13 protein-coding genes are annotated in these 13,808 nt (G+C 64.4%); 6 read left to right on the forward strand and 7 right to left on the reverse strand.

From position 1 onward, the window contains the following. Positions 1 to 67 precede the first annotated feature (67 nt). Entirely contained in the window at positions 68 to 757 is a 690-nt protein-coding gene (locus CTATCC11996_RS04915) for a heavy metal response regulator transcription factor (protein ID WP_003073775.1), read from the forward strand. Positions 758 to 767: 10 nt separating this feature from the next. Here the strand turns inward: CTATCC11996_RS04915 and CTATCC11996_RS04920 are convergent, their stop codons facing one another. Next, entirely contained in the window at positions 768 to 1,109 is a 342-nt protein-coding gene (locus CTATCC11996_RS04920) for a DUF5713 family protein (protein ID WP_003073777.1), read from the reverse strand. A 58-nt stretch (positions 1,110 to 1,167) separates the two neighbouring features. Between CTATCC11996_RS04920 and CTATCC11996_RS04925 the strand changes: the two genes are divergently transcribed. The 3 genes from CTATCC11996_RS04925 (at position 1,168) to CTATCC11996_RS04935 (ending at position 3,625) form a co-directional block, all read left to right on the forward strand. Beyond that, a complete protein-coding gene (locus tag CTATCC11996_RS04925) occupies positions 1,168 to 2,589 on the forward strand; it encodes a heavy metal sensor histidine kinase (protein ID WP_003073780.1) in 1,422 nt (473 codons plus the stop codon). A gap of 99 nt (positions 2,590 to 2,688) precedes the next feature. Then, the gene (locus tag CTATCC11996_RS04930) at positions 2,689 to 3,093 is read left to right on the forward strand and encodes a hypothetical protein (protein WP_042437610.1); all 405 of its coding nucleotides are present in this window, start codon (positions 2,689 to 2,691) and stop codon (positions 3,091 to 3,093) included. Between the two features lie 100 nt (positions 3,094 to 3,193). Next, on the forward strand, positions 3,194 to 3,625 hold the full coding sequence (locus tag CTATCC11996_RS04935) for a hypothetical protein (protein WP_003073784.1): 432 nt from the start codon (positions 3,194 to 3,196) through the stop codon (positions 3,623 to 3,625). A gap of 112 nt (positions 3,626 to 3,737) precedes the next feature. Here the strand turns inward: CTATCC11996_RS04935 and CTATCC11996_RS04940 are convergent, their stop codons facing one another. The 3 genes from CTATCC11996_RS04940 to CTATCC11996_RS04950 form a co-directional block, all read right to left on the reverse strand. Further along, positions 3,738 to 4,706 carry a siderophore ABC transporter substrate-binding protein gene (locus tag CTATCC11996_RS04940; protein WP_003073786.1) on the reverse strand — a complete coding sequence of 323 codons (969 nt, stop codon included), beginning with the start codon at positions 4,704 to 4,706 and terminating at the stop codon, positions 3,738 to 3,740. Positions 4,707 to 4,787: 81 nt separating this feature from the next. Next, a complete protein-coding gene (locus tag CTATCC11996_RS04945; RefSeq protein WP_034348222.1) occupies positions 4,788 to 6,809 on the reverse strand; it encodes a ligand-gated channel protein in 2,022 nt (673 codons plus the stop codon). A gap of 349 nt (positions 6,810 to 7,158) precedes the next feature. After that, entirely contained in the window at positions 7,159 to 8,484 is a 1,326-nt protein-coding gene (locus CTATCC11996_RS04950; RefSeq protein WP_034348249.1) for a DUF445 domain-containing protein, read from the reverse strand. A gap of 152 nt (positions 8,485 to 8,636) precedes the next feature. Here CTATCC11996_RS04950 and CTATCC11996_RS04955 point away from each other — a divergent pair, with 152 nt between their 5' ends. Beyond that, complete coding sequence (locus CTATCC11996_RS04955; RefSeq protein WP_003050615.1) at positions 8,637 to 8,882, forward strand: DUF3297 family protein; 246 nt, start codon at positions 8,637 to 8,639, stop codon at positions 8,880 to 8,882. 292 nt (positions 8,883 to 9,174) lie between these two features. On the opposite strand, the gene hmpA is transcribed toward CTATCC11996_RS04955, so the two are convergent. Beyond that, positions 9,175 to 10,353, reverse strand: coding sequence for an NO-inducible flavohemoprotein (gene hmpA / locus CTATCC11996_RS04960; RefSeq protein WP_003073793.1), 1,179 nt, complete (start codon positions 10,351 to 10,353; stop codon positions 9,175 to 9,177). Between the two features lie 159 nt (positions 10,354 to 10,512). On the opposite strand from hmpA, the gene norR reads away from it, so the two are divergent. Further along, the gene (gene norR, locus CTATCC11996_RS04965) at positions 10,513 to 12,099 is read left to right on the forward strand and encodes a nitric oxide reductase transcriptional regulator NorR (RefSeq protein ID WP_003073795.1); all 1,587 of its coding nucleotides are present in this window, start codon (positions 10,513 to 10,515) and stop codon (positions 12,097 to 12,099) included. Here norR and CTATCC11996_RS04970 read toward each other — a convergent pair whose 3' ends face one another. Together CTATCC11996_RS04970 and CTATCC11996_RS04975 are read right to left on the reverse strand one after the other, a co-directional pair. Then, positions 12,100 to 12,510: an FKBP-type peptidyl-prolyl cis-trans isomerase gene (locus CTATCC11996_RS04970; protein WP_003073797.1), complete on the reverse strand. Its 411-nt coding sequence runs from the start codon at positions 12,508 to 12,510 to the stop codon at positions 12,100 to 12,102. Between the two features lie 89 nt (positions 12,511 to 12,599). Beyond that, positions 12,600 to 13,742 carry an aminotransferase class V-fold PLP-dependent enzyme gene (locus CTATCC11996_RS04975; protein WP_003073799.1) on the reverse strand — a complete coding sequence of 381 codons (1,143 nt, stop codon included), beginning with the start codon at positions 13,740 to 13,742 and terminating at the stop codon, positions 12,600 to 12,602. Between the last annotated feature and the right edge of the window lie 66 nt (positions 13,743 to 13,808).

Genomic DNA, 13,808 nt, shown 5'->3' on the forward strand with positions numbered 1-13,808 from the left:
GGGTTCTGACCTCAAGATGACAAATTTGTCATCTTCGCAAACAACCGACTTGCTCGACAATCTGCGCATGAAGCTTCTAGTCATCGAGGACGAAACCAAACTCGCCGAGTACCTGCAAAAAGGCCTGGGCGAGGAAGGCTTTGTGGTCGATGCCGCGCACAACGGCATTGACGGCCTGCATCTGGCCACCGAGCAGCCTTACGATCTCATCATTCTGGACGGCATGCTGCCCGGCATAGACGGCCTGGCCGTGCTGGCGGCTCTGCGCCAGTCCCGCCAGACGCCGGTGCTCATGCTCACGGCCCGCGCCCAGGTGGAAGACCGCGTCAAAGGGCTGCAGGCCGGCGCCGATGACTATCTGGTCAAGCCTTTTGCATTTTCAGAGCTGGTGGCCCGCATTCATGCACTGCTGCGCCGCGGCCTGCAGGCTCAGGCCACGCCCGAAGCCACGGTACTGCGCATGGCCGATCTGGAGCTGGATCTGCTGCGTCACCGCGCCACGCGTGCGGGCCAGCGGCTGGACCTGACGGCCAAGGAATTCAATCTGCTGAGTCTGTTGCTGCGGCGCCAGGGCGAAGTGCTGTCGCGTACCGAGCTGGCCTCCCAGGTCTGGGACATGAATTTCGACAGCGAAACCAATGTCGTCGAGGTCGCCGTGCGCCGCCTGCGTCTCAAGCTCGACGCGCCCTTCGAGCTGCCCCTGCTGCACACGGTGCGCGGCATGGGCTATGTGCTGGAGCTTCGCCTTGATGTCTGATGGCCGGTGCTTACCATTCGCGTAGAGCGATCAGCTCCTCCACATCCGCATCTTCAAAACCATAAGCCTTGGCAATGGCCTCGAAGTCAGCTGCAATGCATTCACGTGCCGCCGTTTCTAGCTCACTGCCCTGCTCTTCGAACTCCTGCTGAAGATCGTTGAAACGCTCGGTCGCAGCATGGCTCAATCGATACAGCTGCTCCAGATTCTGCGGCTTTTGCTGCTCGATCTGCAGACACAGTTCGCGCAGAATATCCTCGCCCTTGCGCACCAGCTCTTCGGGGAAATAGCTGTCCTCGTACATCTCCAGCAAGAAGGCGTAGTTGTTCATGATGGCGTTATCAAGACTCATGATCCATTCCTTTTCCAGCAAACCGCAAACGATGAATCGTCCAGCATAGCAGCCACTCATGACCGCTGATCACGCCTCTCCAAGCACTCCTCAGATCCCGAACCTGAGCCGGCGGCTGTCACGCTCGCTGGCCCTGCAGACCATGCTGGGCCTGGGCCTGGTCTGCGTGGCCGTTTACTGGGGCAGCTGGCTGGCCCTGGCCCAGCGCCAGCAGGAAAGCCTGGAGCAAAAGCAAGTCACCGTCACCCATCTTCTGCAACAGGCGCGTGCCAATCGCTCCGCGTCCAGCATGCAGCACATGCTGTCCGACTTTCTCACGGGCCACGAGGATATGTCGATCCGCGTCAGCTATGCCAGTGGCGCGCTGCTGTTCGAGAAACTGCACCAGCCCCTCGACGATGTTCACAGCGCCCGGCGCAGCTTCAGCGTCGTGCTGCCGGCCCATGTGGATCCGCAGGAGCAGCAGGTCGTGCAGGTGCTGCTGATGCTGGACCGCCGCCCCGACGATGCCCTGCTGCGCCAGCTGGCCTGGATTCTGGGCCTTGCTGCCGTCAGCGGTGCGCTGCTGGTGTCGCTGCTCAGTGCCTGGCTGGTGCGCCGCGGGCTGGCGCCCCTGCATTCGCTGGTCGAGCAGACCCGGCAACTGGGTGCCAAGGATCTCACGCACGACTGGCAGACCAGACTTGACGACAGCAACCAGCCCCAGGAGCTACGCCCGCTGATTGCCCAGTTCAACGCGCTGCTGGAGCGGCTGGCCGTGGCCTACCGCCAGATGGAGGCCTTCAACGCCGATGTGGCCCATGAGCTCAACACCCCGCTGACCACACTCATCAGCAGCTGCGAGCTGGCTCTGCGCAAGCCCCGCGATGCGGGCGAGCTGCGCGACATCCTGGCCTCCAATCTGGAGGATCTGCAGCGCATGGCCGGCATCGTGGCGGATATGCTTTTTCTCTCTCACGCCGATCGCGGCGAGAGCGCGCACCGCATTCAGGTGGCCAGCCTGGCCAGCCTCGCGCACGAAGTGGTGGACTACCACGAGGCCGCGCTGCAGGAGGCCGATCTGCAGGTGCGGGTACAGGGCGATGCACAGGCCCAGGTCGATGCGCGTTTACTGCGCCGGGCGCTGTCCAATCTGCTGGGCAATGCCACCCGCTATGCCACACCGGGAAGCCACATAGAAATACAGATCAGCTCGCCGCAGGCCGGCCAGGTCACGCTGGCGGTGCAGAACCAGGGGCAGGCCATTTCAGCCGAGCATCTGTCCAGGCTGTTTGACCGCTTCTACCGTGCAGACGCTGCCCGCAGCCAGGCCGATCGCAACCACGGCCTGGGCCTGTCCATCGTGGCCGCCATTGCACGCATGCACGGCGGACAGGCGTTTGCACGCTCCGACCTGTCCGTCACCAGCATCGGGCTGAGTCTGCCTGCGGACCTTAACGCATCAGCCCAGGCACCTGTTTCCGGAAGCAACCAGGCGTAAATGCCGGGGATGCCCACAAGCAGCACCGCGCGGGGATGACATGGAGCTGCGCGTCCCGGCCGCAAGATGGCCGGCCGTGTATCGCAGAAAGGAAACACCATGCATTGCTTGAGAAACGCTGCCTGCCTGGCCCTGGCCGCCAGCGCAGCTCTCGGCCTGCCCGCTCTGGCTCAGGGCCGGATTCCCGATATGCAGCAGGCCGGCGCCCTGCGCTACAGCTGCGGCGGCATAGGCGAGGACGAATCCACGCTCATGCGCGCCGCGATGAAGGACTACCCGCTGTCGCTGCTGTTTGCGCAAAAGGACGGCGCCTATCTGGCCAACGTGGCGGTCGAGGTCAGCTCAGCCAAGGACAGCAGCCGCTTCACGGCCAACGGCCCGGTCTGTCTGATCCAGCTGCCCGCCGGCAGCTACAAGATCACGGCCACCACCAAGGAAGGCAGCAGCCAGACCCAGGCGGCAGAGATCGGCAAGGGCCCGCATCAGCTGGACTTTCGCTACTAGCGGCAAGCCGCCGGCAGGCACCGGCAATGCCCCGGGCCTGTTCAGGGGCGATGCGCGCGGACGGGCTCGGCCGGGCCCTGCAATGAGGACAATAAGCGCCATGTCCCAAGATCAAGACGCATCCACCTATCAGGCCCATCTGCAGGCCGGCAACGCGCTGGTGCAGCAGGCCCAGAAGATTGCCACGCAGGACTTCGAGCAGGCCCGCGCATTCTGGCAGGCCGCCGGCAAGGAGTTCTATCTGGCTCACAAGGCCGATATGAGCGAGCCCGAAGCCGCCTTCCGCCTGGCACAGGCCTGGATGGCCGAGGCCCATGCCTTGCAAAAGGAAGAGAACAAGAACGCGCTGGTCATGTGGGCCAACGCCGCTGCGCAATGCGAGCTGGCCTTTGACCTGGAGCCCGAGAACGGCCGCATCGCCATGACGGCCGCCAGCTGCCATCTGTTTGCCGGCCAGGCCGATGCCGCCAAGGCCTGGCAGCTGATTGGCAAGCAGCTGCTGCCGCCCGAGCCTTCGGAGCCCGCTGCCTGATACTTTTGATAGCTTGCTGCGCTTAATAAAAAAGGGTTTCAATGCTTTTATGCATTGAAACCCTTTATTCATTGGCGAAAGCAGCTATTAACTTTGCTGTCTTTCGCGGAGCCTAGCGCTCGAATGCAGCGCGAATCTGCTGCGCATTGGCCCGCATGGCCTGGGGGCCGCTGCTGCCCAGCAAATACCAGAGCTGCGGATCGACGAACACCACTTGCTGCCTGCGGCCTGCACGGGTGTTCTTGATGGTGTCGTTGTCGAACAGCTCCCGCGACGGCACGACCGGCTTGCCGTCCTTGTCCCGGGTGCTGCCCGTGCCCGCATTGCGGTCGATCACGAACAGCCACTCGGGGTCAATCCTGGCGATATCTTCCATCTTCAGCGCAATGCCGCGCGCCTGCGCCGGATCTGCGGGCAAGGCGGGCTTGACGCCCAGCACGTCATGCAGCAGACCGAAGCGCGAGCCCGGGGTCTGTCCGCTCATATTCCGGTTGACGGCCAGCACCAGCAGGCCTGGCGCGGCCTTGGCCGCGGCAGCGCGGGTGGCCTGCACATCGCTGCGCACCTGCTGCATGAGCTGCGCGCCCTCATCCTGCTTGCCCCACAGGCTGGCCAGTGCGGTCACGTTGCGCTGCATATCGCCCAGCAAGTCCTGGCCCGAGGTGCTCAGGTCCAGCGTGGGCGCGATACGGCTCAGCGTTTCGTACTTGCTGGCCGAGCGGCCGGCCACCACGATCAGATCGGGGCGGATGCGGCTCAGCGCCTCGTAGTCGGGCTCGAACAGCGAGCCCGCCACCTGGTAACGGGCATCGGCGTAGCCGGCCAGATAGGCCGGGAAATGGGCCTTGGGCACGCCCGCCACCGGCAGCTTGAGCGCCTGCATGGTGTCCAGCGAAGCCAGGTCGTACACCACCACGCGCTGAGGAGCCAGGGGAAGCTCGGTCACGCCCCTGGCATGCTCGACCTGGATACGGGCGGGCTGGGTCGCATACGGCAAGGCCTGCGGCGTTTGCGCCCAGGCGGCGCCGGCCATCATCAGCAGTGCCACAGTGGTGGCGCGACGGCTGATCAGTTGTTGCATGAAGTACCTTGAAAAGCGGAAACAGAAGAAAAGTCGGCAGCCGGTTGCCGCGCATCCCGGCAACGGCTGCGATGACCAGGATCAGAACTTGACGTTCATGCCCAGCCAGTAGCGACGCCCATCAAGCACGGTGTCGTAATTGACACCGTCATAGATGACCTGCTTGTCCAGCAGGTTGTAGATGCCCGCGTACAGCGTGACGGTCTTGTTGAGCTTGTAGGAGCCGCCCAGATCCAGCATGGTGTAGCTCTTCTGGGTGAAGCTGCCCGAGGACGCTCCGCCCGTGGGGGCGCTTTCCTTGCCGCGGTAGGACGCCTTGAGCCAGCCGTTGAGCTGCCCCGTGGGGCTCCAGTCCAGCGAGACATTGAACAGATGGCGCGGCAGCTGGTTCAGCGGCATGCCGGCAAACTCGCCGCTCTTTTGCTCGGACTTGGTGAAGGTGTAGTTGGTCTTCAGGCGCAGCGCCCTGCTCAGTTGGGTGCCCAGCGAAGCCTCCAGGCCGCGCGTGATGGCGTTGTCCACATTGATGTTCGTGGTGGGCACGCGGCCCGAGCTGTTGAGCGGGCCGCAGCTGGGGCAGGCCACGCGGGTGATCTTGTCCTCGAACTCGTTGTCGAACACCGTCAGCCCCGCCGTGGTGCCGGCGCCGCTGTCGTAGAGCACGCCGATTTCCTTGGTCAGCGAGGTCTCGGGCTTCAGATCGGGATTGCCGTAGATATTGCCGCCACGGCTGCTCTGGCCCCAGTCACCCACGGTCTGGCGCAGCGACGGCGCGCGAAAGCCCGTGGAGACACCGCCCTTGACCGTCCACTGCGGGGCCAGATTCCACACACCATACAGGCGCGGGCTGACCTGGCCGCCGGCCTGGCTGTCGTGGTCGTAGCGCAGGCCACCGGTCAGTGCAAAGTCCTTGTGCAGACGCCACTCGTCCTCGGCAAACACCGCCCACTGGCTGCGGTTGATGCTGGTGCGGCTGGCATTGGGCAAGGTGTTGGTGGTGGTGTCCGTCAGGTCCTGCTCGTTGTAGCTCACGCCCGTGGTCAGCAGATGGCTTGCCCCAAGCGGCGTCACCCAGCTGCTGTTGAACACCGTGTTCTTGATGGTCATGTCGCGCGACAGGTTGCGCGTCTTTTCCTGCTGCAGATAGGTGTCCGAGGACGCCCAGCCCCAGCGGCCCTTGTGCTGCAGCGAGAAGTTGTCGCGCTCGAACTTGCGGTCGCTGAGTGCTGCCGTGGCCGCCAGCGTCTTGCCCGGCGTCGAGGTGAAGTGCTGCTTGCCCGTGCCCAGCTCGGCAATGATGTCGTGGTCCTTGTTGGGCGTCAGCGCAAGCTTGACGTTGAGCGCGCGGTTGTCGTAGTCGTTGTAGCCGTTGAGGATGTTGTCCTCGCCGCGCTTGTTGTAGTTGCCGTAGATGCTCAGCCCCAGCAGATCGGTCTGTATGGGGCCGGACAGATAGAAATTGCTCTGGTAGATATTGCCCGAGGAAGAGCGCTCCTGCAGTGTGGCCTCGGTGCGGATGGAGCCCATCCACTGTTTGGCCACCTTGCGCGTGATGATGTTGATCACGCCGCCCATGGCGTCCGAGCCGTAGAGCGAGGACATGGGGCCGCGCACCACCTCGATGCGCTCTATCGCCTCCAGCGGCGGCACCCAGCTCTGGTCGGTTCCGGTGGAGCCGTTGGCCTGGGTTTCTCGGGTGTTGGTGCGCTTGCCGTCCACCAGGATCAGCGTGTAGTTCACGCCCATGCCGCGCAGGCTGATGTCGTTGGAATTGTTGTCCGAAGGCACCAGATTCACGCCGGGCACGTCGCGCAGCGCATCGTGCAGATTGTTGTAGCTGCCTTTTTCCAGCTCTTCACGGGTGATGACGGAAATCGAGGCCGGCGCATCCTTGATCTCCTGCTCGAAGCCCGAGGCCGTCACCACCACAGTCTCCAGAGATTTCTCCTGAGCCGCCGTCAGCCCGTGGGTCAGCAGGCCGGCAGCCGCCAGCGCCATGCCCAGCATGGGACGCAGCGACCGGCAGGCTGTGGACAAAGGACGGGAAGACGAAGAGGCGCAGGCCGTGGCGAAGCCTGCAGCAGCGGCTGCATGAATTTGCATGATGAGTTTGGAAAAAGATGCACATCGACCAGGCACGGCTGCGCCCCATGGCGAGAGCCATGGACAACAGGTACAGGTCAGCGAAGCATTCGCGCTGTTGGAGTGATGAAGAAGGCAATCACGATCTGCGCATGAGATCGTCCTGGCTACACCATGCAGCGGGGCATGGCGGCATGCGGCCATTCAATGGGCATGCCTGGCTGAGTCAAAGATTACCGCAAGGTCTTCTTGTTGCGAATAGTTCTCATTGTAACCGTAACCAACAGACCTTCCAAAGAATTTTTACTGTTAAGTACTTTGACAAGGACTGACCAGCGCCGACTGGCACCGGCATGCGGCTCATAGAGCTTTATCCCAGCCAGGCCAGCAGGCTGCGCCACAAGGCTGCGGCATGCGAGATCAGAAACAGCAGCAAGCCGATGGCGCCGCCCACCAGCGTGCCGTTGATGCGTATGTACTGCAGATCCTTGCCGATATGCGCCTCGATCAGCGTGGCCAGCTGCTCGGCATCCCAGCGCTGCACGGTGTCCGCAATATGGCGGGCGATGAACTGCGAGACATCAGGCGCCAGCGTGGTCGCCCAGCGCTTGAGACGCTCATTCATGGACTCGCGCAGCGCCTCGTCATGCGCCAGCGCCTGGCCCAGCCAGCGCCCCATCACGGCGGCGCGCCGCGCCATGGCCGAATTCTCGTCGGCCAGATCGCGCTCCAGCCGGGCACGCCAGCCGGCCCATAGCTCGCGCAGATAGACAGCCAGCTTCTCGTCATGCAGCAGATAGTTGCGCAGTTTCTCCACCCTCTCGGCGTAGGCCGGGTCGTTCTGCAGACCGTCGATCAGGCGCTGTATGGAGCCGTCGAAGGCCTGGCGCAAACGGTGGCCGGGGTTCTGGGCCACGTCCTGCAGCAGGCTGTCCAGAGCGCTGGCAATCAGGCTCGCGCCCTTGTCGCTGAGCCAGTCGGTTGGCAGCATTTTTTCCTTGATCGGGTGCTCGCGCTTGAGCCAGACCACGATGGTCTGCGCGATCAGCACATGGGTCTGGTCCTGGCGCAGCACGCGGCTGATGCGCGCCAGCACATCGTCGAGCACCTCCTGGTGGCGCCCGCCCGCCGTCAGCCCCGACAGCAGCGAAGCGGCCGCGCGCGACAGATCCACATGCTGCATCACGGCCTTGAGCGACTGGGTCAGAAACTTCTCCACCTGCTTGTCCTGCACCATCTCCAGCGCGGCCAGCGCCAGCCGCGCCACCTGCCTGCCCAGCAGCTGGCTGTTGGCTGGGGCCGTCAGCCAGTCGGCCAGCGCCTGGGCCGGGTTGTTGCGCTCGATCAACGCCACCAGCGAGGGCGCGTCGAGAAACTTGTCGCGCACGAAAGTGGCCAGGTTGCGCCCTATGCGATCCTTGTTGCGCGGGATGATGGCCGTGTGCCGCCCCACCAGCGGCAGCGGAATATGGCGAAACAGCGCCGAGACCGCAAACCAGTCGGCCAGTGCCCCCACCATGGCAGCCTCGCAGATGGCCCGCAGACACACCAGCCACAGCGGCACGGCCTGGCCCTCCAGTCCCCAGCGCGAGCCTGCCAGCGCCGTGGCGATGAAGCCGGCCGTCACCAGCAGCAGCAAAATCAGCGGCAGCCGCTTGGCGCGCTGCAGGGACAGGCGTTGTTCTTCGGTGAGCATGGCGCAAGCATAGGCGAGTCGGGCCGGCTCGCCTATGCCCACGGCCCCGATGGCCGCGCATGGCCAGCGCTGCACCATTGCAGCGACAGACGGCAGGCTTTTGCAATTGCACCGAAAATAGCGCTCTTGTATTGCCTGACTCTCGAGAAATCATGACCGAAGCCACCCGCCCCGAACTGCCCGACCATCTGTCCGTTGACCCTCGCAGCCCCCACCATGTGGCCGCCGTGTTCGAGCACGACATCGGCATCCGCTTCAACGGCAAGGATCGCTTTGACGTCGAGGAATACTGCGTCAGCGAAGGCTGGGTCAAGGTGCCCGCCGGCAAGACCCTGGACCGCAAGGGCAAGCCCCTGCTGATCAAGCTCAAGGGCACGGTCGAAGCGTACTACCGTTGAGCGCCTGGGCGGTGCCGCCCACCAGGCCCTTGCTCGATGTATCTCACTGGGCAATCGCCCAGTTCAAAGAGCAATGAGTCCAATCGCCGCCTCAATAAAGAGAGCTGCTTGCGCTTTATTTAAATGGATTTCAAATGCTTTAAGCACTGAAACCTAGTAATAACATGCGCTAGCAGCTCTTTTTTTATGAGCATCCATTGGTTTGCAGATCACAGCGCTCAAAACCGGCGCGCCCAAAACGAGGGACGCCGAGCAAGGGCCTAGGCAAAGCCGCTCAGGGGGTGCGATAACGTCAAGCCAGGGCTTCGGCCGGGCCGAAGAACTCGTAGTGCACCTGGGCGTCGGGCACGCCCAGCTCGCGCAGCGACTGCTTGACACTGCGCATGAAACCGCGCGGGCCCAGGAAGTAGACATCGGCATCGCGCGACTCGGGCAGCCACTGGGCCAGTCGCTCGGTGCTCAGCAGGCCCTGGGCATCCACCTCGTCGCCCGCGTCCGCCTGGTCGTAGCAATAGCGGCGTGTGAGCTGCTCGTGGCTGCTGGCCAGCGCATCGATCTTCTCGCGAAAGGCGTGCACGCCGCGATCACGCGCGCAGTGGATGAAGGTGATCTCGCGCCCCGTGGGCAGCGCGGCCTGCAGCATGGGCAGCGTGGGCGTGATGCCCACACCGCCGCTGATCAGCACCAGGGGCCTGGCGGCGGCCTGCAGGGTGAAATGGCCGGCAGGCGGGAACAGCTCCAGCGTATCGCCCACTTGCAGCTGGTCGTGCAGATGGTTGGAGACCTTGCCGCCCGCCTCTCGCTTGACGCTGATGCGATAGCTCTTGCCGTTGGTCGGCGCCGACAGCGAATAGTTGCGGCGCTGCTCCAGGCCGTCGACCACCACGCGCAGGCCGATGTACTGGCCGGGCTGATGGGTGATCACCGCGCCGCCGTCCGCCGGCTCCAGGTAGAACGAGGTGATCTCGGCCGATTCGGCCTGCTTTTGCACCAGCTTGAAGGCGCGCGCACCGCGCCAGCCGCCTTCGGCCGCCGCCGTCTGCTCATACACGCTGCGCTCGGCCGCGATCAGGATATCGGCCAGCTGCTGATAGGCTGCGGCCCAGGCGGCGATCACCTCATCCGTGGCGATCTCGGCGCCCAGCACCTCACGAATGGCGCGCAGCAGGCAGGCACCCACGATGGGGTAATGCTCGGCCTGCACCTGCAGCGCCACATGCTTGTTGATGATCTGGGCGGGCAGATTGCCCAGGTTTTCCAGGCGGTCGATGTTCTTGGCATACATCAGCACGCTGTGCGCCAGAGCGCGTGGCTGGGCACCGCTTTGCTGGTGCGCCTGATTGAACAGCGGGCGCACCTCGGGGTATTCGCCCAGCATGGTCTGGTAGAAATGCGTGATCAGCGCCTCGCCGCCGGTTTCCAGCAGCGGTACGGTGGCCTTGACGATCTCGCGTTGACGTTCGGTAAGCATGTAAATCTCCTGGTTGCTGCCTTGCCAGCTGCAAGGCTTGAACGGACAAATGCAAACGGCATGCCAGCATCAAGACCATTGCAAAGCAATGGCTTGCAGAAATATGAGTCAATATGACATTGCTCAATTGATGTCTTTTTGACACCAAACGCTGTCGTTATGACAACATCCCACATTCTCAACGCCGTCAGCCCGCTGATCGCCGATCTGGCCCAGGACCTGTCCGAGCGCGAACGTCTGCGCCGTCTGCTTGCCGCACTGCGCAACCTGTTGCCCGCCGATGCCGTCGCCCTGCTGAAGCTGGAGGGCGAATGGCTGCGCCCCATGGCGATCGACGGCCTGATGCCGGACACGCTGGGCCGGCGCTTTCGTCTGGCCGAGCACCCGCGCTTTGCCCAGTTGCTGGCGGCCGGCCAGGCCATGCGCTTCGAGCCCGACAGCCCCCTGCCCGACCCCTATGACGGGCTGGTGGCGCACAAGGGCCAGGCCATCACCGAGCTGCATGTGCATGACTGCATGGGCTGCGTGCTGCAACTGGGCGGCCTGCCCTGGGGCCTGCTGACGCTGGATGCACTGGAGCCGGGCCGGTTTGCCGATCCTGCGGCGCTGGCCATGCTGCAGGCCTTCAGCAATCTGGCTGCGGCCACCGTGGCCACGGCCGAACGCGTGCACCAGTTGGCCCAGCTCGCGCGCGGTGCCACGGGCCCGGCCGGCGCTGCCGCCGCGCCCGAGCGCGCACTGCAGGGTGCAAGCCCCGTCATGCGCCAGCTGCAAAAAGACATTGCCCTGGTCGCCGCCAGCGATCTTTGCGTGCTCGTCACCGGCGAGACCGGCACCGGCAAGGAACTGGTGGCCCAGGCCGTGCATGCGCAGTCGGGCCGGGCCGACAAGCCCATGATCAGCATCAACTGCGCGGCCCTGCCCGACAATCTGGTCGAGAGCGAGCTGTTCGGCCATGTACGCGGGGCCTTCACGGGAGCGCTGAGCGAGCGCAGCGGCAAGTTCGAGCAGGCGCATCAGGGCACGCTGTTTCTGGACGAGGTCGGCGAACTCTCGCTGCCTGTACAGGCCAAGCTGCTGCGCGTGCTGCAAAGCGGCCAGCTGCAGCGCCTGGGCTCGGACCGGGAGCACCATGTGGATGTGCGCGTGATCGCCGCCACCAACCGCGATCTGGCTGCAGAAGTCGGCGCCGGGCGCATGCGCGCGGACTTCTATCACCGCCTCAACGTCTATCCGCTCAATGTGCCGCCGCTGCGCGAGCGCGACAGCGATGTGCTGCAGCTGGCGGGCTATTTCCTCGAGGAGAACCGCTCCAGGCTCAGGCTGGGCGGTCTGCGCCTGGATGCGGCCGCACAGGCGGCCTTGCTCAATCGCAGCTGGAGCGGCAATGTACGCGAGCTCGAGCACTGCATCAGCCGCGCCGTGCTCAGGGCCCTGAGCCGCCATGACGGCAGTGCCAGCCGCGCCGGCGCCAGGCTGCGCATCGTGACGCTGGGGCTGGCCGATCTCTGGGAGCGGGCCGAGGCACCAGCCACCGAACAGGCCCCTGCGTCCATGGACCCGGCCACACCGACGGCTGCGCCCGAGGCCGGCCTGCGCGCCGCCGTCAGCGCCTATGAACGCCAGCTGGTCAGCTCCAGCCTGGCCCGCCACCAGGGCAGCTGGGCCGCCGCAGCGCGCGAGCTGCAGCTCGATCGTGCCAATCTGCAGCGCCTGGCCAAGCGGCTGGAGATCGACAGGCCTTGATCAGCGGCCCTGGATGCCCAGCAGCTCCACATCGAAGTTCAGCGTGGCATTGGGCGGCACGGCACGGCCCGCGCCGCGTGAGCCGTAGGCAATGGCTGGCGGGCAGGTGAACTTGGCCTTGCCGCCGACCTTCATCTTCTGCACGCCCTCGGTCCAGCAGGGGATCACGCCATTGAGCGGGAACTCGATGGGCTGCTTGCGGGCATAGGAGCTGTCGAACTCCTTGCCGGTATCGGGGAAGTAGCCGCGGTAATGCACCTTGACAGTATCCGTCGCCTTGGGACTGGGCCCGCTGCCTTCGACCTGGCTTTCATAGATCAGCCCGCTGGCGGTGGTGACCGGCGCAGCATGAACCACTGCGCCAGCACCCATGGCCCATACAAGACCGATCACGGAGATTGCTTTTTTCATATCGGATGCGCTGAATGAACAAAACCCGACTGTAGTACGAAGTCGGGTCGAAAAAATGTCATGGCTGCATTGCCGCCGGCCGCAGGGCCTCAGCTGCGGGCAATGCCGATATCGTCCAGCGCCTTGGACAGATGCGCCACGGAGCGATCCGAGTCATGCCATTTATCCAGGCCGAACAGGCCGACGCGGAAAGTCTTGAAGTCCGGGCCTTCATCGCATTGCAGCGGAACGCCCGAGGCGGTCTGCAGGCCCACCTTGAGGAAGGCGCGGCCGCTCTGGATTTCCGGGTCGGTGGTGTAGCTGACGACCACGCCAGGGGCCTTGTAGCCCTCGGCAGCCACGCTGGGAAAGCCGCGCGACTGCAGCAGCTCGCGCACCTTGCGCCCCAGCTCCATCTGTTCTTCGCGCACCTTGGCAAAGCCGTACTCGCGCGTCTCCAGCATCACGTCGCGCAGGCGCAGCAGCGCATCCGTGGGCATGGTGGTGTGATAGGCATGCTGGCCTTTTTCGTAACCCTCGGCAATCTGCATCCACTTCTTCAGGTCGCAGGAGAAGCTGGAGCTTTGCGTGTGCTCTATGGCCTCGCGGGCGCGCGCCGAGAGCATGACCATGGCGCAGCAAGGCGAGCTGCTCCAGCCCTTTTGCGGCGCCGAGATCAGCACGTCCACGCCGGTTTTCTCCATATCGACCCACATGGCGCCGGAGGCCACGCAATCGAGCACGAACAGCGCGCCGACCTCGTGTGCGGCGTCGGCGACGGTGCGCAGGTATTCGTCGGGCAGCATGATGCCGCTGGCCGTTTCCACATGCGGGGCAAACACCACCTTGGGACGCTCCACACGAATGGTCTCGGCCACATCGGCTGCCGGACATGGCGCCCATGGATCCTGGCTGCCCTCGCCCTGCTTGCGCGCCTTGCAGACCACGGAGCCGCCGCCCAGGCCCGCATCGGCGTCGAAGATCTGCGTCCAGCGGTAGCTGAACCAGCCGTTGCGCACGATCAGCACCCGCTCGCGGTTGGCGAACTGGCGCGCCACGGCCTCCATGCCGAAAGTGCCGCTGCCTGGAATCAGCACGGCCGTGTTGGCGTGATAGACATCCTTGAGCATGCCCAGGATGTCCTGCATCACACCCACGAATTTCTTGGACATGTGGTTGAGCGCTCTATCGGTGTAGACCACCGAGAATTCAAGCAGGCCATCGGGATCGACGTCGGGCAAAAGTCCGGGCATGGGATATCTCCAATCGCAAATACTGGGCAATCAAAAACACCCCGGAGCAGCCGTCGGGCCGCCGGG

The sequence above is a fragment of the Comamonas testosteroni ATCC 11996 genome (assembly GCF_000241525.1).
Taxonomy (GTDB): domain Bacteria; phylum Pseudomonadota; class Gammaproteobacteria; order Burkholderiales; family Burkholderiaceae_C; genus Comamonas; species Comamonas testosteroni.

Excerpts from the sequence above, each read along its gene's own strand:
- CTATCC11996_RS04915 (WP_003073775.1), top strand. The coding sequence starts at position 68 with ATGAAGCTTCTAGTCATCGAGGACGAAACCAAACTCGCCGAGTACCTG.
- CTATCC11996_RS04920 (WP_003073777.1), bottom strand. The coding sequence starts at position 1,109 with ATGAGTCTTGATAACGCCATCATGAACAACTACGCCTTCTTGCTGGAG.
- CTATCC11996_RS04925 (WP_003073780.1), top strand. The coding sequence starts at position 1,168 with ATGACCGCTGATCACGCCTCTCCAAGCACTCCTCAGATCCCGAACCTG.
- CTATCC11996_RS04930 (WP_042437610.1), top strand. The coding sequence starts at position 2,689 with ATGCATTGCTTGAGAAACGCTGCCTGCCTGGCCCTGGCCGCCAGCGCA.
- CTATCC11996_RS04935 (WP_003073784.1), top strand. The coding sequence starts at position 3,194 with ATGTCCCAAGATCAAGACGCATCCACCTATCAGGCCCATCTGCAGGCC.
- CTATCC11996_RS04940 (WP_003073786.1), bottom strand. The coding sequence starts at position 4,706 with ATGCAACAACTGATCAGCCGTCGCGCCACCACTGTGGCACTGCTGATG.
- CTATCC11996_RS04945 (WP_034348222.1), bottom strand. The coding sequence starts at position 6,809 with ATGCAAATTCATGCAGCCGCTGCTGCAGGCTTCGCCACGGCCTGCGCC.
- CTATCC11996_RS04950 (WP_034348249.1), bottom strand. The coding sequence starts at position 8,484 with ATGCTCACCGAAGAACAACGCCTGTCCCTGCAGCGCGCCAAGCGGCTG.
- CTATCC11996_RS04955 (WP_003050615.1), top strand. The coding sequence starts at position 8,637 with ATGACCGAAGCCACCCGCCCCGAACTGCCCGACCATCTGTCCGTTGAC.
- hmpA (WP_003073793.1), bottom strand. The coding sequence starts at position 10,353 with ATGCTTACCGAACGTCAACGCGAGATCGTCAAGGCCACCGTACCGCTG.
- norR (WP_003073795.1), top strand. The coding sequence starts at position 10,513 with ATGACAACATCCCACATTCTCAACGCCGTCAGCCCGCTGATCGCCGAT.
- CTATCC11996_RS04970 (WP_003073797.1), bottom strand. The coding sequence starts at position 12,510 with ATGAAAAAAGCAATCTCCGTGATCGGTCTTGTATGGGCCATGGGTGCT.
- CTATCC11996_RS04975 (WP_003073799.1), bottom strand. The coding sequence starts at position 13,742 with ATGCCCGGACTTTTGCCCGACGTCGATCCCGATGGCCTGCTTGAATTC.